The 23,608-nt window shown below is 65.3% G+C and carries 20 protein-coding genes, 1 tRNA gene and 1 pseudogene; 6 read left to right on the forward strand and 16 right to left on the reverse strand.

The annotated features are described in order from the left end of the window. Positions 1-192: 192 nt before the first annotated feature. Entirely contained in the window at positions 193-918 is a 726-nt protein-coding gene (locus tag ACVJ6E_RS03615) for an FCD domain-containing protein (RefSeq protein ID WP_208996696.1), read from the forward strand. A gap of 135 nt (positions 919-1,053) precedes the next feature. Here ACVJ6E_RS03615 and ACVJ6E_RS03620 read toward each other — a convergent pair. Both ACVJ6E_RS03620 and ACVJ6E_RS03625 read right to left on the reverse strand, forming a co-directional pair. Further along, positions 1,054-2,005: pseudogene (locus ACVJ6E_RS03620) on the reverse strand (IS3 family transposase); the annotation flags it as partial. Between the two features lie 298 nt (positions 2,006-2,303). Next, a tRNA-Thr gene (locus ACVJ6E_RS03625) sits at positions 2,304-2,378 on the reverse strand. Between the two features lie 203 nt (positions 2,379-2,581). On the opposite strand from ACVJ6E_RS03625, the gene ACVJ6E_RS03630 reads away from it, so the two are divergent. After that, a complete protein-coding gene (locus ACVJ6E_RS03630; protein WP_120268866.1) occupies positions 2,582-2,773 on the forward strand; it encodes a hypothetical protein in 192 nt (63 codons plus the stop codon). Between the two features lie 101 nt (positions 2,774-2,874). Here the strand turns inward: ACVJ6E_RS03630 and ACVJ6E_RS03635 are convergent, their stop codons facing one another. The 5 genes from ACVJ6E_RS03635 to ccoG all read right to left on the reverse strand — a co-directional run bounded on the left by ACVJ6E_RS03635 (position 2,875) and on the right by ccoG (position 7,989). Then, positions 2,875-3,399 carry a response regulator gene (locus ACVJ6E_RS03635; protein WP_067221173.1) on the reverse strand — a complete coding sequence of 175 codons (525 nt, stop codon included), beginning with the start codon at positions 3,397-3,399 and terminating at the stop codon, positions 2,875-2,877. A gap of 26 nt (positions 3,400-3,425) precedes the next feature. Next, positions 3,426-3,602, reverse strand: a complete 177-nt coding sequence (ccoS, locus tag ACVJ6E_RS03640; protein WP_120268865.1) for a cbb3-type cytochrome oxidase assembly protein CcoS — start codon at positions 3,600-3,602, stop codon at positions 3,426-3,428. Then, positions 3,602-5,872, reverse strand: a complete 2,271-nt coding sequence (locus tag ACVJ6E_RS03645; protein ID WP_120268864.1) for a heavy metal translocating P-type ATPase — start codon at positions 5,870-5,872, stop codon at positions 3,602-3,604. The genes ccoS and ACVJ6E_RS03645 overlap by 1 nt, the downstream gene beginning before the upstream one ends. A 29-nt stretch (positions 5,873-5,901) precedes the next feature. Next, positions 5,902-6,423, reverse strand: coding sequence for a FixH family protein (locus tag ACVJ6E_RS03650; protein ID WP_158592683.1), 522 nt, complete (start codon positions 6,421-6,423; stop codon positions 5,902-5,904). A 108-nt stretch (positions 6,424-6,531) separates the two neighbouring features. Continuing rightward, on the reverse strand, positions 6,532-7,989 hold the full coding sequence (ccoG, locus tag ACVJ6E_RS03655; RefSeq protein ID WP_208996695.1) for a cytochrome c oxidase accessory protein CcoG: 1,458 nt from the start codon (positions 7,987-7,989) through the stop codon (positions 6,532-6,534). Between the two features lie 386 nt (positions 7,990-8,375). Between ccoG and ACVJ6E_RS03660 the strand changes: the two genes are divergently transcribed. Then, positions 8,376-10,370 (forward strand): copper amine oxidase, encoded by a 1,995-nt coding sequence (locus ACVJ6E_RS03660; RefSeq protein WP_120268862.1) that lies wholly within the window; start codon positions 8,376-8,378, stop codon positions 10,368-10,370. 76 nt (positions 10,371-10,446) lie between these two features. After that, the gene (gene qhpR / locus ACVJ6E_RS03665) at positions 10,447-11,505 is read left to right on the forward strand and encodes an AraC-like transcriptional regulator QhpR (RefSeq protein WP_158592682.1); all 1,059 of its coding nucleotides are present in this window, start codon (positions 10,447-10,449) and stop codon (positions 11,503-11,505) included. Between the two features lie 93 nt (positions 11,506-11,598). On the opposite strand, the gene ACVJ6E_RS03670 is transcribed toward qhpR, so the two are convergent. The 8 genes from ACVJ6E_RS03670 to ccoN all read right to left on the reverse strand — a co-directional run bounded on the left by ACVJ6E_RS03670 (position 11,599) and on the right by ccoN (position 20,157). Further along, positions 11,599-13,491 carry an amidohydrolase gene (locus ACVJ6E_RS03670; protein ID WP_208996694.1) on the reverse strand — a complete coding sequence of 631 codons (1,893 nt, stop codon included), beginning with the start codon at positions 13,489-13,491 and terminating at the stop codon, positions 11,599-11,601. Between the two features lie 317 nt (positions 13,492-13,808). After that, positions 13,809-15,524: a peptidoglycan-binding domain-containing protein gene (locus ACVJ6E_RS03675; protein WP_120268859.1), complete on the reverse strand. Its 1,716-nt coding sequence runs from the start codon at positions 15,522-15,524 to the stop codon at positions 13,809-13,811. Between the two features lie 46 nt (positions 15,525-15,570). Continuing rightward, positions 15,571-15,993 (reverse strand): SH3 domain-containing protein, encoded by a 423-nt coding sequence (locus ACVJ6E_RS03680; protein ID WP_120268858.1) that lies wholly within the window; start codon positions 15,991-15,993, stop codon positions 15,571-15,573. Between the two features lie 7 nt (positions 15,994-16,000). Beyond that, complete coding sequence (locus ACVJ6E_RS03685; protein WP_147421856.1) at positions 16,001-16,498, reverse strand: hypothetical protein; 498 nt, start codon at positions 16,496-16,498, stop codon at positions 16,001-16,003. A 211-nt stretch (positions 16,499-16,709) separates the two neighbouring features. Beyond that, positions 16,710-17,588: a cytochrome-c oxidase, cbb3-type subunit III gene (gene ccoP / locus ACVJ6E_RS03690; protein ID WP_120268856.1), complete on the reverse strand. Its 879-nt coding sequence runs from the start codon at positions 17,586-17,588 to the stop codon at positions 16,710-16,712. A 3-nt stretch (positions 17,589-17,591) separates the two neighbouring features. Next, entirely contained in the window at positions 17,592-17,747 is a 156-nt protein-coding gene (locus tag ACVJ6E_RS03695) for a cbb3-type cytochrome c oxidase subunit 3 (protein WP_067221152.1), read from the reverse strand. Between the two features lie 10 nt (positions 17,748-17,757). Beyond that, positions 17,758-18,492: a cytochrome-c oxidase, cbb3-type subunit II gene (ccoO, locus tag ACVJ6E_RS03700; protein ID WP_120268855.1), complete on the reverse strand. Its 735-nt coding sequence runs from the start codon at positions 18,490-18,492 to the stop codon at positions 17,758-17,760. A 12-nt stretch (positions 18,493-18,504) separates the two neighbouring features. Continuing rightward, positions 18,505-20,157 carry a cytochrome-c oxidase, cbb3-type subunit I gene (gene ccoN, locus ACVJ6E_RS03705; protein ID WP_120268854.1) on the reverse strand — a complete coding sequence of 551 codons (1,653 nt, stop codon included), beginning with the start codon at positions 20,155-20,157 and terminating at the stop codon, positions 18,505-18,507. A gap of 306 nt (positions 20,158-20,463) precedes the next feature. Here ccoN and ACVJ6E_RS03710 point away from each other — a divergent pair, with 306 nt between their 5' ends. Further along, positions 20,464-21,027: a GNAT family N-acetyltransferase gene (locus ACVJ6E_RS03710; RefSeq protein ID WP_120268853.1), complete on the forward strand. Its 564-nt coding sequence runs from the start codon at positions 20,464-20,466 to the stop codon at positions 21,025-21,027. 5 nt (positions 21,028-21,032) lie between these two features. Here the strand turns inward: ACVJ6E_RS03710 and ACVJ6E_RS03715 are convergent, their stop codons facing one another. Next, positions 21,033-22,070, reverse strand: coding sequence for an AbrB family transcriptional regulator (locus ACVJ6E_RS03715; RefSeq protein WP_120268852.1), 1,038 nt, complete (start codon positions 22,068-22,070; stop codon positions 21,033-21,035). A gap of 173 nt (positions 22,071-22,243) precedes the next feature. On the opposite strand from ACVJ6E_RS03715, the gene hemN reads away from it, so the two are divergent. After that, a complete protein-coding gene (gene hemN / locus ACVJ6E_RS03720) occupies positions 22,244-23,593 on the forward strand; it encodes an oxygen-independent coproporphyrinogen III oxidase (protein WP_120268851.1) in 1,350 nt (449 codons plus the stop codon). The last annotated feature ends 15 nt before the right edge of the window (positions 23,594-23,608 follow it).

Consider the following 23,608-nt stretch of genomic DNA (forward strand, 5'->3'; position numbering starts at 1 on the left):
CGTTGCTTCGCTCAGTCCTGCCCGGCCCGGCCATACGCTTCTCCCTTGCCATGTTTCGTCCCTGGCGACAGGGGCTGGAGTGAATATCGATATTTTTATAGTGTCAAACAAAAAATCGATATTATTGCACTTTGGCCGGATTGGCGTATTCTTCGCGAAAGGCTATCAGTTTGACGTGCAGGAGGCTTGGGCTTGGACGCTATCGATAAACAGGGACCGGAGAAGACGATTGCGGAACGCGCCTATCGCACGATCCGCGAGGACATCGTATCGGGGACCCTGAAGCCGGGCGAGAAGCTGAAGATCGAGATCTTGCGCCAGCGCTACGGTTTCGGCGCCGCCCCCTTGCGCGAAGCGTTGTCGCGCCTGTCCGGCGATCACCTGGTCCATGTCATCGGCCAGCGCGGCTTCGTCGTCGCGCCGATCTCCGTGCATGACGCGGCCGAGATCGGCGACCTGCGCAAGCTGCTCGAGGTCGAGGCGCTGTCGCGCTCCATCCCGCGCGGCGACACCGCCTGGGAGGAGCGGCTGATCACCACCTATCACCGGCTGTCGCGGCTGGAGACGGGCGAGGACCAGGGCATCAAGGCGCTCGATCTCTGGGAAAAGCACAATTCCGCGTTCCACGACGCCACCGTCGCGGCCTGCGGCTCGGCATGGCTGTTGCGGCTGCGCGAGCAGCTGTTCCGCCAGCACGAGCGCTACCGCCGGTTCAGCCGCCTCAAGACCGTTTGGACCCGCAACATCCATGCTGAGCACGAGGCGCTGTTCGAAGCGGCGATGGCACGGGATGTGGAGAGGGCCTCGGCGATCATTTCCGTGCACGTCCAACGCACGACCGATGCGGTGATCGCGGCGCTGTCGCCGGCAGCTCCCGACGCCGGCCAGACGGGCCAGGCTGGTATGCCGCCGCAATAATCCGGCGCGGCGCCCGCTCCGTGGAAAGCCGGCGCGGCCGGATACAGGCACGATGACGACACCAAATCCGGCGCCGACGAGCTCATCGCGCGGGACTGAGCTACTCCCCGTCATTTGGACAGGATCTGGCGTAAATTAAGCTACTCTTTGCACCTGCTGATCGGGTTGGTTGATATCATTTCTCTGCCAATAGACCAGCGCCGGAGGCTGGCCGCCCAGGGCTGAATGCGGGCGCTGATGGTTGTAGAAGGTCATCCATTTCCGGATGGTCGCCTTTGTCTCCGAACCGCTCTCCCAGGCATGCAGGTAGACGCACTCGTATTTCAGAGTGCGCCACAGCCTCTCGATGAAGATGTTGTCGAGGAACCGGCCTTTTCCATCCATCGAGATCCGGACGCCCGACCGGCGGAGCCGTTCGGTCCAGGCAAAGGACGTGAACTGGGGACCCTGATCCGTATTCGTGACCTCGGGCGGCCCGAACTTGTGGGCGGCCTCGTTGAGCGCTTTGACGCAGAAGTCGGCCTCCAGAGTATTCGATATCCGCCAGGACAGAACCTTGCGGGTGTGCCAGTCCATGATCGCCACGAGGTAGAGGAACCCGCGGCGCATCGGCAGATAAGTGATGTCCGAGCACCAGACCTGGTTCGGGCGATCCACGCGCAGGCCTCTCAGCAGATAGGGATAGGTCTTGTGCCCCTTCGCTGGCCTGCTGGTATTGGGTTTCTGGTAAATCGGCATGAGCCCAATCAGGCGCATCAGCCGCCGTACCCGCTTCTCATTCACCAGGTGTCCGTCGTTACGCAGATGCCAGGTCATTTGCCGGACGCCGAAGAACGGGGTCTCCAGGAACTGCTCGTCGATCCGCCGCATCAGGCCGAGGTTCTGTTCGGTCTCACCCTTCGGCTCGTAGTAATAGGACGAGCGTGCGATCGACAGCAGCTTGCACTGCTACCCAATCGACAGATCCGGGTGGTCAGGCTCGATCATGCCGCGCCTCACTTCCCGCCCCAAGGCTTCAGCTTTCGTTCCAAAAAAAAGAGTTGGCCACCGCCAGCTCCCCGAGCGTGGCGTGGAGCTCCTTCACCTGCTCCTCGTCATCTCCGGCTTCTTGCGGTTCCCGCGCTCGAACACGCCAGACGCGCCTTCGAATTTCGGGGGGCAGCTCAAATATCGCTCGCGATTGCGGTCATGAGAGAGGCGCTGTGTGAATTGAATCTGTTGCCATTTGATCTTCCGCGCCGTGCCATTTGATTTTGCGCGCTACACCTGATGAAGGTGCCGAACCTTGCCTGCCATGACATGCTCGTTTGTATGCGTCTGTATAGACGCAGCATGTAGGCAAGCGGCTGAAAAGCAAGGATGAATAACGATTTCAAGGGGATGAATGGTGCTGCCGGAGAGATTTGAACTCTCGACCTCTCCCTTACCAAGGGAGTGCTCTACCCCTGAGCTACGGCAGCGATGAGCGCGGGTTTATGCGCAAATTCCGGCATGGTCAAGAGGGGTTCACGGGTTTTGACACCGCAATCCACGCCCCATCCACCCGACAGGTACAAAGCGCGACGCGCAGCGGGCGCGCGGGGCCGCCGGCCTTGCCAGAATGACGGCTTTTCCGGCATATCCTGACGGGCAAGACTTCAGGAAAAACGACGCGAGACGCTGCGTGACAGACCGCACACGACAGAGGGACGACAAGGCGAAAATCGGAACCGGGGGAAAACCGGCCGACCGTCGGCCCGGCGGCCGCGACGAGGCCCGCGAGGCGCGACTTGCCGCGGCGCTGCGCGCCAACCTGCGCCGGCGCAAGGCGGCCGGGCAACGCGACACGGACGGCTCGTCCCAGGACGAGAGCTGAGCACGCACCCTTGCTCGCCCGCCCAGCCAATCGGCCGGGCAAGGCAGATACGATGCGTCTCCTGCATTCGTTGACTGAAGCGCGAACGTCGACCGGGAGGTTCAGGCCGCCTGCCCGTCCTCGCCGTTTTCCATGCCCTGCCAGATCTTCTGCCGGTTGCGGATCTCACGCGGAGCGGGGCCGAAGTAACTGGGCGTCTTCACGAAATCCCGCGGCTGCATGATCACGCTGTTGACGCGCTGGTAGAGCGCCTTGGCCGAGATCGGCTTGGAGAGCAGCTCATGCACGCCGAGCCGCCGCGCCTCGATGATGCGGCTGCGCTCGGTATGGCCGGTGACCATGATGATCGGGATATAGGCGAAGGGATTGTGCGGGTTGCGGATCATGCGCACCATGTCGGCGCCGTCGAGGATCGGCATCACCCAATCGAGAATCAGGATGTCTGGATTGGCGCGCTCCATGGCCTCCAGGCCGGATGCGCCATCTTCCGCCTCGACGATCCGCCGCGCGCCGAATCCCTGCAGCATCGTGCGCAGGATCGTACGCATGTAAGCGCTGTCTTCGACGAGAAGAAAGGTCAGGGATGCCAGATCAAGCGACACGTTCAACCTCCGATGCCAGACCATATGGCACGGGAAATCTGAAATAACGGTTATCCCCGCCCGTCGTTTTTGCCATCTCCCTCCGGCAGGTCGTCATCCTGCAGGATCCGGTACTTGGCCCCCTCCAGGTCCTCGTACTGGCCGGACTTGAGCGACCACAGAAACCCGGCAAGGCCGAGCAGGCCGAGCACCAGGGCGACGGGAATGAGATAGACCAGGACGTCCATCAGGCAGCCTTCCCTTCAAGGCCCGACGTTGCCGGCCCGGCGGTTACCGGCACAGCCTCGGGCGCGGCAGCGGTGTCGGGCTGGCGCGACAGGCGCAGCCGAAGCGCGTTCAGCGTCACCACCAGGGATGAGGAGGACATGGCAAGCGCCGCCCAGAGCGGTGTGACGAAGCCGGCCACGGCGAACGGTACGGCCACGAAATTGTAGAGCATGGAAAAGCGCAGGTTCTGCACCATCGCCTTGTGCGCGCGGCGGGAGTGCCCCAGCGCCTCGGCGACGGGGGCGAGCCTGTCGCCGAGGAAAACCGCATCCGCGGCGGCCTGCGCCACATGGACCGCCGTCACCGGCGAGATCGAGACATGGGCGGCGGCAAGCGCCGGGGCGTCATTGAGCCCGTCTCCGACCATCAGCACCTTGCGCCCCTCGCCGGCCAGTTGTTCCAGCCGCGCGATCTTCGCCGTCGGGGTGAGTTCGCCCGCCCAGTCGTCGATACCGAGTTCGCGCGCCACTTCCTCTACCGGCGCTGTGCGGTCGCCGGACAGGATCGCCATCCGGTATCCCTCGCGGCGCAGACGCTCCACGGTCTCCACCGCGTCCGGGCGCAGCCGCTGGCCGACGGCAAAAGGCACGGCCGGGGCATCCCCGTCGCGGAAGGCGATCAGCGAGCTGCCCGGATGCCGGCGGACGAACTCCGCTACTGCGCCCTCCTGCATGCCGCAGAAGCGGGCGCTGCCGAGCCGAAGCTCCCGCCCCTCGAACGTGGCCCCGATGCCCTCGCCCGGCGTCTCGCGGACGTTCTCGAGCGGGATGGACGCGCCGGAGGCGCGCGCAAGCGCGCCGGCAAGCGGGTGGCGGCTCGCCAGTGCCAGCCGGCCCGCCAGTTGCAGGACCTGCGGATCGATATCGCCAGTGGCCGCGACCGCCGGCAGCGGCAGCGTCAGCGTGCCGGTCTTGTCGAAGACGATGGTGTCCGCCTCGGCCAGCCGCTCGATGGCATCGCCCGAATGCAGCAGCACGCCGGCGCGGAACAGGAGACCGGACGTAACCACCTGGACCGCCGGAACGGCGAGGCCGAGCGCGCAGGGACAGGTGATGATCAGCACGGAAATCGCGATCACCAACGCATGCTGCCAGTCGGCACCGACCAGATACCAGCCGGCGAAGGTGAGAAGCGCGGCAAGATGCACGACCGGCGAATAAAGGCGCGCCACCCGGTCGGCGAGCTGGACATAGCGCGAGCGGGCCTGCGCGGCGGTTTCCAGCAGGCGCGTCACCTCGTCGAGCAACGTCGCGCCGGAGGCAACCGTCACCTGGACGGTGAGGCTGGCGGAGGCGTTCGTGGTGCCGGCATAGACCGCATCGCCCGGCCCGACGGAGGCAAGCGCCGTCTCGCCGGTGACAAGGCTCTGGTCGATCTCCGAGCGGCCGGCGACGACGCGCCCGTCCAGCGGCACGCGCTCGCCGGCGCGCACATGGATCAATGCGCCCGGCTCGACCCGCGACAGCGGCACCTCGCGCAAGGAGCCGTCGGGCCGCTGGATCACCGCCGTCTCTGCCTTGAGCGCGGCGATGTTTTCGGCGAAGGCGCGGGTCCGACGGCGCATCGTGTGGTCGAGATAGCGGCCGATCAGCAGGAAAAACAATAGCATCACGGCGGATTCGAAATAGGCGTGGTGAGCCGACTGGACGGTCTGCATGACCGAAAGGAACAACGCGAGGCTGACGCCGATGACGATCGGCACATCCATGTTGAGCCGGCGCGCGGCGAGCGCTGCGAAGGCCGAGCGCAGGAACGGCCGGCCGGCATAGACGGCGGCCGGCAACGCGATCAGCGCCGATACCCAGTGGAAGAAGTCGCGGGTTTCCGGATCGATGCCGCTGGCGTTGCCCGACCATACCGAGACAGACAGCAGCATGATGTTCATCATGGCGAAGCCAGAAACGGCAAGCGCGCGCAGCAACTCGCGCCCTGCTGCGTCGGAGCGCTCGCGCACATCCGCCGGATCGAAGGGATGGGCCCGATAGCCGAGCCGCGACAGGACGTCGATGATCCGCTCGGCGTCCGTCTCCTCCTGCCGCCAGTCGACGGCAAGGCGGTGGCTGGTCAGGTTGAGGCGGGCCTTTTCGACGCCGGGCACGAGCGCGAGGCCATGCTCGATCTCGGCCATGCAGGCGGCACAGGTCACCCCTTCGACGGCGAGGTCCATATGCGCCTTGCCGTCGTCCTTCAGCGTGACGAATGCGTCCCAGTCGCGCTCATGCACGGTCATGTCGCCTGCCGCCTTTCCTAGCCGGCCGTCTATTCGGAAAAGAAGACGCGGTTTTGCGAGCGGAAGGTCTCTCCTTCGGCGCCGGAACTCGCATCGAGCTGCAGGATCCAGCGGCCGGCCGCAACGTCTTCGGCCTCGGCCGAATAGCGACCGAGTTCACCCTCGCTCAGCACCAGCTTGCGGGCCGGCTCGGGGCTTGCAGGGCGCTGCAGCGTTGCCTCGACCGACAGGCCGGTCAGAGGATTGCCGGCGGCATCGAGCGCGGAGACCTGGATGCGGGCGATACCGTCGCTGTTGCGTGTGACTTCGCCGCTGACGTTCCAGTTCAGCTCGCCTTGCGCGCGCGATGCGGCGATCTCGCCGTTATAGGCCTGCCCTGCCTCATAGGCCCGGTCGGTCACCACGCCAGGGAAGGAGGACAGCGCGAAATAGACGAAGAAGATGTTGGCAACGAGCATCACGAAGAAGAAGCTGCCGAGCCAGATCAGCACGGTCCGGCCCGTTACCTTGCGCTCGGCGGGGTGCGTCGTTGCAGCGCGGGATGCGGTCATGTCGAGCCTCTGATCGATGCAATTTTCCATGCGGGCGATCCTACCGGATGGGGGAGGCTTGCGACAGACGCAAGCCTCCGGTCAGGATTAGTACGTGCCGGCCGCGACTTAGGGTGCCTTGAAGAAGTCGCTCGCCGTCGCCGTGTCGCCGCTTGCCATGTCGCGCAGGCGGAAGACGATCGGCGTCGACTTGTCGAGCTGCGCATCACCCGGCGAGAAGACCAGCACGCGCAGCTCGCGCGTGGTGTCGACCCCGACGGTGATGATCGGCGCACCGTCGACATGCTCGCTGATGCCGACGACCTCTACGCGGGTGCCCTCCGGCATGCCTTCCACCGACAGGGCGAACTCGCGCGCGCTCAGCCGCTTGTTGAGCATGCGGATGGTGTAGCCGTTGCGCACACCGCCGTCGGACAGCTCCACATAGATCGGGTTGCGGTCGTGCAGGACGCTCATGCCCTCGTGCTGACGCATGGCCAGCGCATAGGCCATGATCGCGCCGACCAGAATGATGATCGCGGCATAGATGACGGTACGCGGACGGACCATCCGCACGACGGTCTCCTCGCCCGCCATCCGGCGCTTGATGTTGTCGTCGGTGTCGTAGGCGATCAGGCCGTGCGGCTTGCCGATCTTGTCCATGACCGTGTCGCAGGCATCGATGCACAGTCCGCACTGGATGCAGCCGAGCTGGGTTCCGTTTCGGATGTCGACGCCGGTCGGGCAGGCATGGACGCACTGGTAGCAGTCGATGCAGTCGCCGGCGGGCAGCCCCTCGTCGACGCGCTTGCGGCTCTGCTTCAGCGAGCCGCGCGGCTCGCCGCGGTCATAGCGGTAGGTGACGTTGAGCGCGTCCTCGTCCGTCAGCGCTGCCTGGATGCGCGGCCAGGGGCACAGGAAGATGCAGACCTGCTCGCGCATGTGACCGGCCAGCGCGTAGGTGGTGAAGGTGAGAATGCCGATCCACAGATAGGCCGAGAACGGCGCCTCGCCGGTCGCCAGCGATTTCACCAGGGTCGGCGCGTCGGCGAAGTAGAGCACCCAGGCACCGCCCGTCCACCAGGCGATCATCAGCCACAAGGTGTGCTTGGAAAACTTCTGCAGGACCTTGGCGACGCTCCAGCGCTCGGCATCGAGCAACATCCGCTCGCGCCGGTCGCCCTCGATCTGGCGTTCGACCCACAGGAACAGGTCGGTCCACACGGTCTGAGGGCACAGGTAGCCGCACCAGATCCGGCCGGCGACGGCGTTCATCAGGAACAGCGCCATCGCCGCCAGGATCAGCAAGCCGGTGAGGTAGTAGACCTCCTGCGGCCAGATCTCGATGAAGAAGAAGTAGGCGCGCCGGCCGGCAAGATCGATGAGGACGGCCTGATCCGGCGCGTCGGGGCCCCGGTCCCAGCGCACGAAGGGCAGAAAATAGTAGATGCCGAGCGTGGCGAAGAGTACCGCCCACTTGATCTTCCGGAAGGTGCCGTGCACCGCCATCGGATAGATCTTCTTGGCCGAGGCAAACCATTCGTCCGGCTGGCCGCCGGCACCGGTGGTGTCCGTTTCTGCGCGCATTGTTCCGTCCATGTCACTGGGCTCCGCTATCCCGTCTCGGGACACCCTTGGAAGCTGCGGTTCACCCGATCAGGGCGACACTAGCGCCGAGCACGAGCGATCGGATTGCGACACGTCAACTCCGCGACAATCCGCCGCCGACAGCCGGCTCAGCCACCCCGTCTTTCCGCGTGACTAGCATTTCGAGCCCCTGCCCGCCTTGATCGGCATCAAGCCGGACAGGCGCACGCTGCGCCGGAGATCCAGATCAATCCTGCGCTTCTGGCCACAATTGCACAACCCATCCTTCTGTCCGGCCTTATTTTGCCTCCAGGGCGGCAACGACCGGACGACAGATCCGGCACCGCCTATCCAGACGGGATAATTTTTGAGGAGGGGCATTCCCCATGCCGCATATTCATCGCTTCGCAGCCGGCTTCATGGCTGCGGGACTGCTTGCGTCGACCGCGCTGCCGGCGGCAAGCCATCCGCTCGACGCCTTGAGCGAGGCGGAGATCACCGAGGCCGTCGCCCTGCTGACCGCCGCCGGACGGACGGGCGAAGGCACGCTCTATCCCTATATCTCTCTGAAGGAGCCGGAAAAGTCCGTAGTGCTCGGCTGGAGCGAGGGCGATCCGGAACCGCGTGCCGTCGAGGTGCATTTCAAGACCACCGAGGGCGTTTTCGTCGCCGAGGTGGACCTTGCGGGCGACCGCGTGGTCTCGGTCGAACCGGCGCCCGCCGAGACGATGATCCTGGTTGCCGAGTTCATGACCGCTATGGAGCTTGCGACCTCCAACCCGCAGTTCATCGAGGGTCTGGCCAAGCGCGGGCTCAAACCCGAGCAGCTGTTCTGCCTGCCGCTGACGGCCGGCCTCTTCGGCATGCCGGAGGAAGACGGCCGGCGCCTGATGAAGGTGCCGTGCTACGTGCTGCCGGAGGGCTCAAATTTCTACGCCAAGCCGGTGGAAGGCCTCTATGCCGTGGTCGATCTCAACGCCGGATCGGTGGTCGAGGTGTTCGATACCGGTGTGCGGCCCGTGCCGGAGGATGGCTGGGGCTACACGGAAGCGGAAGTGGAGGCACGCACCGGCGCCCTGCGTCCACGCGGCAATCCGGTCACCCTGTCGCAGCCGGGCGGCTCCAACGTCACCATCGAGAACGGCCTGATCTCCTGGGACATCTGGCGGTTCCGCGCCCGTGTCGACAAGCGCCCCGGCGTTGTGCTGTCGAACATCGAGGCCCGTGACGGCGAGCGCTGGCGCTCCGTGCTTTATCAGGCGCATCTGTCCGAGGTCTTCGTGCCCTATATGGATCCGGACGAGGGCTGGTACTGGCGCACCTACATGGACAGCGGCGAGTACGGCTTCGGAATCTTCCTCACCCCGCTCAGGGCCGGCGTCGACTGTCCGGCCCATGCCACCTTCCTGCCGGCGGTGGTGCATACCGACCAGGGCACGCCGCTCTCCATTCCCGATGCGATCTGCATCTTCGAGCGCAATATCGGCGACCCGGCCTGGCGGCACTTCGAGATCTTCGCGCAGAGCGAGAGCGAGCAGGTGCCGGCGGAAGGACGCCCCGCGACGCAGCTGGTGGTCCGCTCGGCTTCCGAGGTCGGCAACTACGACTATCTGGTCGACTACGTCTTCCATCAGGACGGCCGGCTCGACGTGATGGTCGGCTCCACCGGTCTCGACGCGGTGAAGGGCGCGGTCATCAAGTCGATGCGCGACGAGGGAGCAGCCGAGGAAACCCGCTACGGCACCTTGATTGCGCCGAACCTGATCGCGCCCAATCACGACCACTACTTCAACTTCCGCCTCGACTTCGACATCGACGGCCAGGCCAACAGCTTCATGCGCACGGGGCTGGTGCCCGGCAAGCCGGAAGACGGAGCGCCGCGCCGTTCGTTCTGGGTGACCGAGACGAAGATGGCGATGAGCGAACTCGGCGGACGCTACAAGGTCAACCCGGACACGCCGGCCATGTATCACGTCATGAACATGGGCGCCGACGGGCCGCTCGGCCATCATCCGGGCTACATGATCGTGCCGGGCAACAGCGTCGCCTACTCGCCGTTCGACTATTCCGGCGACATGCCGATGAAGCGCAACGCCTATGTCGAGTACACGCTGTGGAACACGCCCTACAGCACGACCGAGCGTTATGCTGGCGGGCGCTTCGCCTTCCAGAGCGACGGCTCGGATACGCTGGCCACCTGGACGCAGCAGGACCGACCCATCGACAATACCGACATCGTCACCTGGTACACGATGGGCTTCCACCACGTGCCTCATACCGAGGACTGGCCGGTAATGTCGACCATGTGGAAGGGGTTCACGCTGCGGCCCTTCAACTTCTTCCCCCACAACCCGGCGCTGACCATCCGTCTGCCGGAGTAGCACGGAACGGCCACGCGCCATGATTGACAGTCCCGGATCCGCCGCCCACCATCGGGCGACGGATCCGGAGCCGGCCATGCACGCCTCGCAACATCCCTTGCGCCACGCATCGTCCAACGCCTTGCCTCCCGCCTCGCCCGCCTTTCGGGCGACGATCTCCGCCGCCGCGCTGCCGCTGATCAGCGACGTGATGGCAGGCGCCGGGCTCGACGCGCCCCGCGCCTTTGCCGAGACGGGTCTCAGCATCACGCTCGCTCCCTCGCACGCGATCCCCCTCGACCGGTTCACGACCTTGCTGGAAAACGCCGGGCGCCAGGCCGGTACCCAGGCCTGCCTGTGGTCCTGCGGCCGACGGATCGCAGCCCCGGCACTGGCAACGCTGTTTCCCTCGGGCCTTGTCGAGACGCGGCTCGGCGGGCTCCTGTCCCGGCTTCTGGCCGACCTGCAGGCGCTGCAGGAGGGCACGACCTTCGAGCTGCAGGTCGAGGGCGACACCTGCACCCTCGCCTATCGCATCCACGACCCGCGGATCTGGCCGCGCTCGCGCGATGCCGAGTTCACCCTCGGCTTCCTGCATGCGGTGATCGAGCGGTTCGCCGGCACCGTTCCGACGGTGGAACTGGCGCTGGAACACGAGCAGGACGGCTGCCGCGCGGCGCTTGCCCGGCAAGCCGGCTGCGTGCCGCTCTACGGCCAGCGGCTCAACATGCTGGCCTTCCCGGCCCGGCTGCTCGACCTTGCCATTGCGGCCGACGACTTTCCCGTTCCCGGCCATCCGCCCGATCACCTGCAACGGGAACGCTCGGACGGCGACCCCCGGCAGCGCGTCGGCGAGGCGATACGCCGGCGCGTCGGACAGGGGCCGTTCTCGCAAGGCGACATTGCCGCGGACCTCGGAGTATCGGGACGCAGCCTGCGCCGCCTGCTGGATGCGGACGGGCCGAGTTTTCGCGCGATGACCGACGACGCACGGCTCGACTATGCGCTGTGGGCCTTGCAGCGCACGCGGCTGCCGGTCGGGGAGATCGCCTGGCGGCTCGGCTACACCGATCAGGGCGCCTTCGCGCGCGCCTTCAGGAAGGCGACTGGCGCCCCGCCGAGCAGTCTGCGCAAGGACGCGGGCGCCCCCGACTAGCGCGGGGCTGCTACCTCCCCCCCTTTCACGATGCAAAACGCCCGGGACCATTCGATCCCGGGCGTTTCCTTCAGTTCGATACGCGCGTTGCGGTCAGCGGGTGCTGGCAGGCGCCTGCGCACCAAAGCCGGCAGCAAAGGCCTGGTACAGAAGATCGGGCCCATGCGCATGGCCGCCGGCAGCCTCGACGCTGGCCGAGGCATTGCGCAGGAAGTTGCCGAGCGCGTCGCTGCCATCAGGCCCCGGGCGCATCCGCAGGTTGCCCTGCTTCTCTTCGTCCTTACGGGTGTAGATGGTCTGGCCGTGCTTGATCGTCTCCTGAACCTTCAGCGTGTCCAGCGTCTCGGGATCGATCGCCGTCGGGTCCTGGCTCAGGATGATGAGATCGGCGACCTTGCCGGTCTCGATCGATCCCTTCTGCCCCTCTTCGAAGTGCTGATAGGCCGGCCAGATGGTCATCGCCTTCAGCGCGGTCATCACATCGACCCGCTGGTTAGGACCGAGGATATCGCCAGACCGCGAGCGCCGGGTCACGGTGGCGTCCAGAATGCGCATGCTGTCGGGGAACGCCACCGGCGCATCGTGGTGGGTGGAGAACATCATGCCGCGCTCGCGCACCCAGCCGGTCGGCGAGATATTGTCAGCATTGACCGGACCGACGGTACGATCGCGGTGCCAGTCGCCCCAGTAGAAGGTGTGCATGGGGAACAACGAGGGGAAGATGTCGAGCTCATCGAGAGCACCGACCTGATCCTGGCGCAGGAACTGGCCGTGGATCAGCACCGGGCGACGGTCGTCGTTGCCGTGCTTCTCGGTCGCGGACTTGATCGCCGCGATCAGCATGTCCGAGGCGCCCTCGCCGTTGGAATGGGTGATGACCTGGACGTTGTTCGCAAACGCCCAGTCGATGGCATCGAACACCTGGTCGCTGCTAGCGGCCGCATAGCCGGCATAGTCCGCACGGAAATGCGAAGGCGGATTGTAGTAGGGGCGGTCGCGCAGGGCTGTGAAACCCTGCGGCGAGCCGTCGATGGTCAGCTTGGCGCCGCCGACACGGAACCCGTTGGTATAGGTCTGCGACACGTTGGCGGCGATGAAGTCGCGATCGACGAGAACGTCCGGATAGGTGACGACATCGATCTTGATGCGGCCGGCATCGGAGGCCCCTTGCATCAGCCTGACGACATTGGGCGTGGAGCGGCCTTCCTGGCCGGTCGTGTAGCCGTAGCTCGCAAGCAGCTCGGTGCCGGCGACGAACAGCTCCTCGCCGCCCGCCTTGTCGAGACCGGAGACCAGCTTCATCAGGGCCGGGAAGAAAGCAGCTTCCTCAAGCACGCCATTGGGCTCGCTGCTGCCGTCCTCGCGCCGGATCACGCCGCCGTCCGGGTTCTTGGTGTCGGCGGTGATGCCCACCGCCTCAAGCGCCTTGGAATTGAAGACACCGATATGCGCGGACTGGTGGATGATCACGATCGGCACGTCGGTCGATACCGCGTCCAGATCCTCGCGCGTGGGATGGCGCTGCTCCTTGAGCTGTGCGTCGTCGTAGCCGAAGCCGAGTACCGTGCCGAGCCGCTTGATGCGCTCCGGATAGGCTCCCTTCCACTCGCGCAGGGTCTCCTGCAGCGCGGCGATGTCGTTGACCTTGCCGTCAGGGGCGGGCTGGGTATTGGCCGACACGGCCTGCACGCCGATCATGAAGGCATGGCCGTGAGCATCGACAAAGCCCGGCAGCATAGCCCGGCCCTTGAGGTCGACGAGCTCGGTGCCCTCGCCCTTGTGCTTCATCACCTCGTCGGCAGAACCGACCGCGATGATCTTGCCATCCTTCTCGGCAACCGCTTCCGCTCGCGGTGCGCCGTCGTTCATGGTCAGGATCGGACCACCGGACCAGATCCGGTCGGCCACCTGTTCGGCAGCGAGGGCAGGCAAGGCACTGACGCCCGCAATCAGAACGGCAACGAGAGGGCTGGACAAGGCTTTCACGATATACTCCACAAACGCGTGTGTTGCCGATGCTCGCAAAGCGATGCACGCGACCATCGGGCTCGAAAATTCCAGCTACACCTTGAACGCGAGATTCTTTCGAGAAGCTGAAGACAACGCCCCTCTTCGCTTTCCGGATGGGGACAAGTCCTCCCGCAGATGCCCCGACGCTGCGGCACCGCAACGTCATCTGCAGAACGCAAAGGCGCCCCGAAGGGCGCCTTTGCGTGTGTCTTGCGGTCGGTCAGCGGATCGATTGCCGCTGTTCTCGCGCCACCGCCGGATGCAGATCGACGGACGGAAGGCTGGGCGCCCTGTCAGTTCCAATGCTCCGTCAGTTCGGCAATTCGGCGGCTGTAACCGTTGATGGTCAGGCTGCCGAGCACCGGATTCACAATCCCGTCGTGATCGACGGTCTGCCCCTCGGCAATGGCGTGCATCGTCAGTATCTCGCCGGTATCGCCGGCGACATTCCCGGCAAGCAGGCGAATATGCCACTCGGTCGTCTTCCAGTCCTGCGGATTTGCTCCGGCGAGACGGGCGCTCTGCAGGCGCAACACGCCGGAGCCGGAGATTTCACCATCTGGCGAAACGCGAAGATCAAGCTCGCCGGACCCGGTGCCATTGCCGGTCTCGGTATTGGCGAGAGTGACCTTACCCACACCTCCTGTGAAAACGGCCTTGCCCTCGAAGGCAACGTACGGCACCTCGCTGCCGGATCGCGGCGTGTTGTACTGGCGCTTGTCATGCGCGCGGATGTCGTTTCCACTTATGTGAATCTTGAATTCGCCGTTTTCCGTCAGTCCCCGTCCGTTGTGCGGCTTGAAAAGCGCGCCGTGGAGATGAGCCACCGCGTTGCCGAAACGGCGGCTGAAGCGCGCGACCGGCCATCCGGACGGCGAGCTGTATCCGAAGCTGACCCAGCCCGTCGAGAATGGCCCCTCTGCATCGTAGCGGCCCACGCTGGCTTTGGCGCGCTGGTAGGACTTCTTTCCGGTCTCGATCACCTCGTAGAATTCCGTGGGCCCTTCGCTCCTGACCAGTTGCAGATCGTCCTCCCACTCCGAGCCGCTCAGCCTTCCAGTTTCCCGGTTGAAGCAGAGGTCGGTCATTTCCAGCACGCGGCGCGTCCCCTCTCCGGTGAAATTGTACCAGGCGATGGCCCGGCCGATCTCTCCCTCGCAGCCGGCCAGCCGGTGATAGGGATAGGAGCCACCGCCTGCCATTGCGGCGCCGGCCGGCGCGCTACCGACGGCGGGAGGCTGCGGTCGCGAAGCGGCAGGCGCTGCCGTCGGCGCCGGGGCGACCGGGGCGGGCGTAGATGCGACGCTCATCGCTCCCGCCTTTGCGAGTGCTTCCAGGACGGCGAAATGGGCTGCTGGCAGTTCCTCGTTCGCCGGGAGGCCGTGGCGTTCCTGGAACCGCCGGACCGCGGACCGTGTCGCCGCATCGCTGATGCCGTCGACCGTGCCGGGATCGAAACCGAGGGCCGCTAGATAGCGCTCGGCAAGCAAGCCCATGCTGGCAGGTCCCTGCCCCGCAGTGCTTGCGACGCCTGCCGGCGCAGCATGAGCTGCCGCCCCGGGTACACCCGCGACCGGGGCCGCGAACCGGGCTGCGGGGCATGCGGAAAGCGCTTGCGACGAGCCGTTGAGCGACAGCCGGGCCTGGGCTCCGCCGGGTGTCGACAGCGTTACCGCGCTCCCCTGCGCGAGCCGGTCCATCAGACTGCGTACCAATCCCGTCTGGGCCGCTGTTTGCGCCTCGAAGCGTCCGTTCGCGAACATGAAGCCGACGGGCGCGCCATCGTCGACCACGACCGAGGCGGGGCCGGTCGGCGCCATGCCGGCAATCACGATCTCCAGGGAAAGAAGCGGACCACCGCAGGACACGACGAGTTCGCTGCCGTCTGCTGAAACGCCGACGAGGGTGTCGCCATCGAGACGTTCGGAGAACCAGCCCTGCGCCGCTGCGGGACTGCACAGTCCCCAGACGACAACGGACCACAAGGCAAGCCATGAGGAGAAGCGCATTGGGTTCGGTCCTTCGGTGCGGACGGGATCGACGGCCAGGACGCTGTCAGCCGGCAAGGTCCGCCAGCCAGTTGCTGTGGATCCAGCCCTTCTTGCCGCGATAGGGCAGAAGGCGCTTTTTGTCCGGCGAGGTACAGCTCGGCTGCGAGCCGCCGTAGACGACCCCGAACCATTTGCCCTTGTGGTCGAAGGTGAACACCTTGTCGCCGTTCCTCAGCCGGCCGATTTCGCGATAGTTCGAGCCCGGACCGGAACGCACCGCAAGGAACCCGTCGCCATCTGCCTTCAACCCGGCAACGACACTTGTCGCGCAGGTCGGCAGGTCGTCCCCGCCATATTCGTAGATCGGCACGTCGAGACCGTCGGCACGGAGGGGATATGCGGCGAGCAAAGGACCGAGCACCAGACCGAGAGCAGCCGCGGCAGCGCCACCGCGCAAACGAGGGGAGAAGAGTATCGATGTCTTCACTGTCGTCTCACTTTCTCAATATCGTTCGTTCGCCGAGCAACTGGATGCCCCAGTCGAAGAGCCGGACCCGGATCGTCAGGTCCTGTTCGGGGAAAGCTCCATGAACGCCGAGTTGATGATGGGATCTGTCATCGAGCGGTATGGACCCGCCAGCCGCTGTCAGCCCCTGTTCGCGCAGCCAGGCGAGAACCCTGGGAAACAGCACTGCAGCGTCGAACGCTCCGTACTCCTCGCGGTATACGGCGCAGCTCCGCAGCTCCCTGTCTGGGAGCGTGTCGATGTAGATGGACAGATAGTCCGGTGTGGATCCGACGGAAATCGCCATCGCCGTACCGTCCGCACTGATCTTCCGGCGCATGGGACGAGGGTCGAAGTCGTCCGAAAGGTGATCGTCGCGTCCTGAGAACACCCTGCTGCACTGGGCGACAAAGGTGCGCCACTGCTCCTGGAAGACAGTCAGTTGGTCCGTTGCCTGCGCCTGTCCAGCCAGGGCAAGCATCGCCAATGCCGCAAGCCCGGCACACGAATATCGCATCAGTCCCCCACCCCGTCGTCCCGCCTGACAGCGACTGTGGTAGCGGGACACCCGCCATGTTGGGCAAAGATGCAAGACAGGTGCAACCCGCCGGAGGCAGAAAAGGGCTGAATCCGCGTCGTAAATGAAAAAAGGCGCCCCGAAGGGCGCCTTTCCGTGTGTCTTCCGGTCGGTCAGCGGATCAATTGCCGCCGCCCAGGGCATGGACGTAGACCGCCAGCGACTTCACCGTCGCCGGATCGAGGCGCGGGGCCCAGGCCGGCATGACGCTGTTGCGGGCGTTGGTCACCTGCGCGCGGATCGCGTCGACCGACTTGCCATAGAGGTAGTTGTTGGCGGTCAGATTGGGAGCACCGACCTCCTTCATCCCCTTCAGGTCGTCGCCGTGACAGGCGGCGCAGTTCTCGACATAGACCTGCTCGCCGGCGGCAAGATCGACGCCCGCTTCCGGCTCGAGGCCCGCACGGCTGCCGACGAAGTTCGCCACCTGGGTGATCTGCTCCTTGTCGAGCATGCCGTCGGCGCCGAAGGAGGGCATGTCGCCCATGCGCGTCTCGTCATGACCCGAGCGGATGCCGTATTGCAGCGTCTGGTGGATTTCCTCCAGCGAGCCGCCCCAGATCCAGTTGTCGTCCTGCAGGTTCGGATAGCCGGTCGCACCCAGCGCGCCGGTGCCGTGGCAGGCGGCGCAGTTGTCGCCGAAGGCGGCACGGCCGTTGGCCATGGCGAACTCCAGCAGCGACTGGGTGGACTCGATCTCCTCGAGCGAGGCATTGACCAGCGTCTCGCCGATCTGCGCCCGCTCCGCCATCCCGGCCTCGTAGGCGGCCAGCGCATTGGCGCGCTGGCTGTCGCCGAGAACGCCGGCCGTGTAGCTGGAGACCAGCGGCCAGGACGGATAGACCACCCAGTAGCCGATGGACCACACGATCGTGGCGTAGAAGATGTAGAGCCACCACTTCGGCAGCGGATTGTTCAGTTCCTTCAGGCCGTCCCACTCGTGTCCGGTCGTCTCGACGCCGGAGATGTGGTCGACCTCCTTCTTGTACCCGTCAGCCATGTCTCAATCCTCCCGCAAGGGGATCTGTGCCGCGTCGTCGAAGCGCTTGGCGTTTCTCGGCCAGAGCGCATAGGCGACAACGCCTGCGAAAAGCACCACGAAGTAGACCAGTCCCCACGTCTGGGCGAAGCTGGCGGCGGCCTCGTAACTCTCGTTCATCACCGCCTCCTCAGCGCAGGTTGGCCTTGTTGTCGTAGATCGAGAAGTCGACCAGCGTGCCGAGCATCTGGAGATAGGCGACCAGCGCGTCCATCTCCGTCACCTTGCTCGGGTCGCCGTCGAAATCGCGGACGATCGCGTTCGGATAGCGCTCCAGGAACCCGTCCACGGCCGCACTGTCGGGCGAAGCCTGGGCGATCATGTCGGCGGCAGCCTCGGAGACCTGGGTCTCGTCATAGGGAACGCCGACGGCACGGTTCGCCTTCAGGTGATCCGCGATGCCGCGGGTCTCCACCTTCGCCTCGAGCAGGAACGGATAGCCGGGCATGATCGATTCCGGCACCACCGAGCGCGGATCGGCCAGGTGGTCGCGATGCCACTCGTCGGAGTACTTTCCGCCGACGCGGGCAAGGTCCGGACCGGTACGCTTGGAGCCCCACTGGAAGGGGTGGTCGTACATGCTCTCGGCCGCCAGGCTGAAGTGGCCGTAACGCTCCAGTTCGTCGCGCATCGGGCGCACCATCTGCGAGTGGCAGAGATAGCAGCCCTCGCGGATGTAGATGTTGCGGCCCGCCAGTTCCAGCGGGGTGTAGGGACGCATGCCCTCCACCTTCTCGATCGTGCTCTTCAGGTAGAAGAGCGGGGCGATCTCGACCAGGCCGCCGATGGAGACCACGATCAGGATGCCGATGACGAGAATCAGGGAGTGCTTCTCGAAGATTTCGTGTTTGTTCCAAAGGGACATTTTGCTCTCCCCTTACTCGGCCGGAGCCATGGCGCCGGCGGGAAGGGCTTCGGCTTCTTCAGCCTCGCCATGCCGCACGGTCATCCAAAGGTTGTAGGCCATGATCAGCGAGCCTGCGACGAACAGGGCGCCGCCCAGGGCACGGATGACATAGAAGGGATGCATGGCTTCGACGGTCTCGATGAACGAGTACTCGAGGAAACCCATGGCATCATAGGCGCGCCACATCAGGCCCTGCATGATGCCCGACACCCACATCGCGCAGATGTAGAGCACGATGCCGATGGTGGAGATCCAGAAGTGCCAGTTCACCAGCTTCAGCGAGTAGACCTGCTTCTTGTTCCACAGCCAGGGGATCAGGCAGTAGAGGGCGCCGAAGGAGATGTAGCCGACCCAGCCGAGCGCACCCGAGTGGACGTGACCGATGGTCCAGTCCGTGTAGTGCGACAGCGAGTTGACGGAACGCAGGCTCATCAGCGGGCCTTCGAAGGTCGACATGCCGTAGAAGGCGATGGAGACGACCATCATGCGCAGCACCGGATCGGTCCGCAGCTTGTCCCATGCACCCGACAGGGTCATCAGGCCGTTGATCATGCCGCCCCAGGAAGGCATCCACAGGATGATCGAGAAGGTGGCACCCAGCGTCGAGGCCCACTGCGGCAGAGCCGTGTAGTGGAGGTGGTGGGGACCGGCCCAGATGTACAGGAAGATCAGCGCCCAGAAGTGCACGATCGACAGACGGTATGAGTAGACCGGCCGCTCGGCGCGCTTGGGCACGAAGTAGTACATGATGGCCAGGAAGCCGGCGGTCAGGAAGAAGCCGACCGCGTTATGGCCGTACCACCACTGCACCATCGCGTCCTGAACGCCCGCCCACAGGATGTAGGACTTGGTCCCGAACACCGACACCGGCACCGTCAGGTTGTTGATGATGTGCAGCATCGCGATGGTGATGATGAAGGCGAGGTAGAACCAGTTCGCCACGTAGATGTGCGGCTCCTTGCGCTTCCACAGCGTGCCGAGGAAGACGAGGAGATACGCCACCCAGACGATGGTCAGCCACAGATCGGCGTACCACTCCGGCTCCGCATACTCCTTCGACTGCGTCGCGCCGAGCAGGTAGCCCGTGCCGGCGATGACGATGAAGAGGTTGTATCCGAGGATGACGAACCAGGGAGCGATCGTGCCCGGCATGCGGGCGCGGCTGGTGCGCTGGACCACGTAGAAGGACGTGGCGAGCAGCACGTTGCCGCCGAAGGCGAAGATCACGGCCGAAGTGTGCAGCGGGCGCAGCCGGCCGAAACTCGTCCAGGGCAGGTCGAAGTTCAGCGCCGGATAGGCGAGCTGCAGGGCGATGATCAGGCCGACCGTGAAGCCGGCGACGCCCCAGAACACGGCCGCCCAGGCGCCGAACTTGATCGGACCCAGGTTGTAGTTCGGCTTGCCGTCGATTTCCTGCGGCGCCGGAACCCGGTCCTCGAAATAGTTCCGGAAGATGATGAAGGCGCCGGCAGCCGCAGCGAGCGAGCCGATAGCGGTGTGAAAAGCCATGACCTGATCATACGTCTTACCGGCGATGATGAGGCAGGCGAAGGCGATCACGACGAGGAATACGGCGAAGAAGCCTTCCTCCATCGTAATGTACTTGGCTTGAGCTTGAGCCATTGGTGGGCGCCCCGAGTCTCTTGGTGATCCAAACCCCGCAGGGTCAAGGCGCAGGTATGGCCGATCGGCTGTTCGACGCCTTGATCCAGGTCAAGACAGCTTGCGGCAAAGCGCGGTCGGGAACATCCGCAAAAGCACGGCTGCGACGATTTGTTTTGGCTTTTTCTGAGTTTAACCGGCCTTCAGGCGCCTTTTCGCGACTTCCCCACAGCCTGGCGCTCTTGAAGAGTGCGATCGCGCTCCCCACTTCCCCGCTTCCGACTCGCCTTTACACGCGCCCTCCCCCCTGATTCACCCCAGGTTGCAATGACGCTTTCCCTGCCTTCGCTTCCCCTTCGCACCGCCCGCCTGATCCTGAGACCGTTCGAAGACCGCGACTACGATGCCTATGCCGCCTATCACGGGCGCAGCGACGTCTACCGCTTCCTCTACAGCTTCCCGCCGGAGGCAGATGAGCTGCGGCAGCAGTTCGAACGGGCACAGCAGCCGGATCTGTCGAAGGACGGAGCGACGATGACGCTGGCGGTGGAGCGCAGCCAGGACGGCTGCGTGCTCGGCGAAGTTCTTCTGAAGGTCGCAAGCACCGCCGCGCTGCAGGGCGAGCTCGGCTATATCTTCGATCCTGCCCACGCGGGAGCGGGCTATGCGACGGAAGCGGCCGGCGAGGTGCTGCGGGCCGGTTTCGAGGACATCGGCTTTCACCGGATCTTCGCGCGGATCGACGCGCAGAACCACGGCTCGGTGAAGGTGGCCGAGCGGCTCGGGCTGAGGCGCGAAGCGCATTTCCGGCAGAACGACCGGCACGACGGGCGATGGGGCGACGAGTTCGTCTACGCGCTTCTGGCCGAAGAATGCCCGGCGAGCGGCTGACGGCGTCAGACCACCCGTTTGGGCGGGCCCAGGATTTGCCGGGTCGCGAAGGGAAGAAGCAGCACCATCCCGAAATAACGGGCTAGCTGGTGCGCGGCAACGAAAGCCGGGTCGAGGTCGAGCAGGTAGGCGAGCAGCGTCATCGCCTCTAGCCCGCCCGGCGCATAGGCCAGCAACAGCTGTCCGAGCGGCAGGCCGAGCAGGCTCGAGGCGAACAGCGAGATCGCCACGGCGATGCTCATGCCCACGGCAAAGGCCCCGAGACTGACCAGAAGAAGCCGCAGCATGTCGCGCAGCGAAATGTTGGTGAACCGGCAACCGATGATGCAGCCGAGCCCGACAAGGGCGGGGATCGTCAGCCATTCGGGCAGGTGGACCGCGACGATGCCGCTGGCATTGAGAGCGGCGCTGACGAAGAAGGGGCCGGTGAGCCATCCGGCGGGAACGCCGGCGCGCTGAAACAGGTAGCCCGAGACAAGCCCGGCCGCGGCGACGAGAGCCAGCGGCAGGAGTTCGACCGGCACGGCCGGCACCACTGCGACGACCTCCGGCTCGCTGCCGGCGATGATCGGCGGCAGCAGGGAGACCAGAATGAACACCCGCAGCGTCTGGGCCACGGCCACCCGCATCGTGTCCGCGCGCGGATAGGACAGCGACAGGATCATCACGTAGGACAAGGCGCCAGGTATCGCCGCGAAATAGGCGGTGTCGCGGTCCCAGCCGGCAACCTTGCGCTGGAACAGGAAGGTCGCGCCGAGCACGGCGGCGACCGAGACCAGCACCAGCAGCATGGTGACCGGCCATTCGCCGATTCGCTCCACCGTCTCAGGCGTGACGCCCGCGCCCATGGTCAGGCCGAGCACGACGAACAGCATGTCGCGCAGGCGGTCGGGAATCGCACAGGAGACACCGGACAGGACCGCGATGGCCGTCGCGACCATTGCTCCCGCGAGCCAGGCCGCAGGCAGCCCGGCCAACTGGAACACGCCGCCGCCGAGGGCACCGATCGCCAGCGTCAAAAGAGCTTGCCTGAGTGAGGGCATGAAGATCCGCCGAAGCCCCCAAAGGGCCGGAAAGAGGTGGGTTGCCAAGGCAATAGATCAAGAAAAGCGGCGATCTGCCATGCATTTTACGGGGATCTGCCATGCAGCGGCTGATTTTGCGGAGGTTGAGCAGGATCAAGGTTCGTGCTCGGCAAAGCAGGCATTCTCGCCTCATGACCGATCTCGACCAACGCTATGCGACACGCTCCGTGCCGCGCTACACCAGCTACCCGACCGCGCCGCATTTCCATGCCGGCGTGACAGGGGCGACCTATGGCAACTGGCTGGCGGGACTGCCCGCCAATGAACCGCTCTCGCTCTACCTGCACGTCCCCTATTGCCGGGTGATCTGCAACTATTGCGGCTGCCACACCAAGGCGGCGCGCCGCGACGAGCCGCTGCTCGACTATACGGATGCGCTGCTGGCAGAAATCGACCTGGTCGCGGCCAGGCTGCCGGACCGCATGCAGGCGGTGCACATCCACTGGGGCGGGGGCACACCGAGCCTCCTGCCGCGGCCGCAATTCCTGTCCGTGGTCGAGCGGCTGCACAAGCACTTCTCCTTCTCGCCTGCGCATGAACATGCCATTGAGCTGGATCCGCGCACGGTGACACCGGACCTTGCCGAGACGCTGCGCGAGGCCGGGATCACCCGTGCGAGCCTCGGCGTGCAGGATTTCGATCCGGTGGTGCAGAAGGCCATCGGCCGGGTGCAGCCCTACGAGCAGGTGGCGCAGGCGGTGGAGCGGCTGCGTGCCGTTGGCATCGATGCGCTCAATTTCGACCTGATGTACGGCCTGCCCTTCCAGACGCTGGAAACGATAACCGAGACAATCCGGTTGACGCAGGCGCTCGCGCCCGGACGCATCGCCCTGTTCGGCTATGCCCATGTGCCCTGGATGAAGAAGCACCAGCGGCTGATCGATGAAAGCCGGCTGCCCAATGCGGCCGAGCGGATCGCCATGGCGGACCATGCGCGCGAGAAGCTGCTGGATGCCGGCTACCGGGCCATCGGCCTCGATCATTTCGCCATGCCGGATGACGACATGGCGCTGGCGCTCGATGCCGGGCGGCTGCGGCGCAACTTCCAGGGCTATACGACCGACACGGCCGACACGCTGATCGGGTTCGGTGCCTCCTCCATCGGCAAGCTGCCGCAGGGCTATGTGCAGAACATGCCCGATACCGGCGGCTGGAGCCGGGCGATCGGCGACGGCTTGCTGCCGGTCGCGCGCGGCATCGCACTGGATGCCGACGACCGGGCACGGGCCGAGATCATCGAACAGCTGATGACGGAGCACGCGGCCGACGTCGGCGCCATCGCCGCCGCCCACGGGCTGCCGCTGGCGCATTTTTCCGCCAGCATTGCCGACCTTGCCGAGATGATCGGCGACGGGCTCGTGACGATGGACGGCAGCCGGATCGAGGTCACCTCGCGCGGGGCCCCCTATGCGCGTATCGCCGCCGCCGCCTTCGACATCTATCTGCAACGCGGCGTTGCCCGCCATTCCGTTGCCGTGTGAGGCAGCAGGGGCAAA

The organism is Stappia sp. G46H5W, from assembly GCF_058448995.1.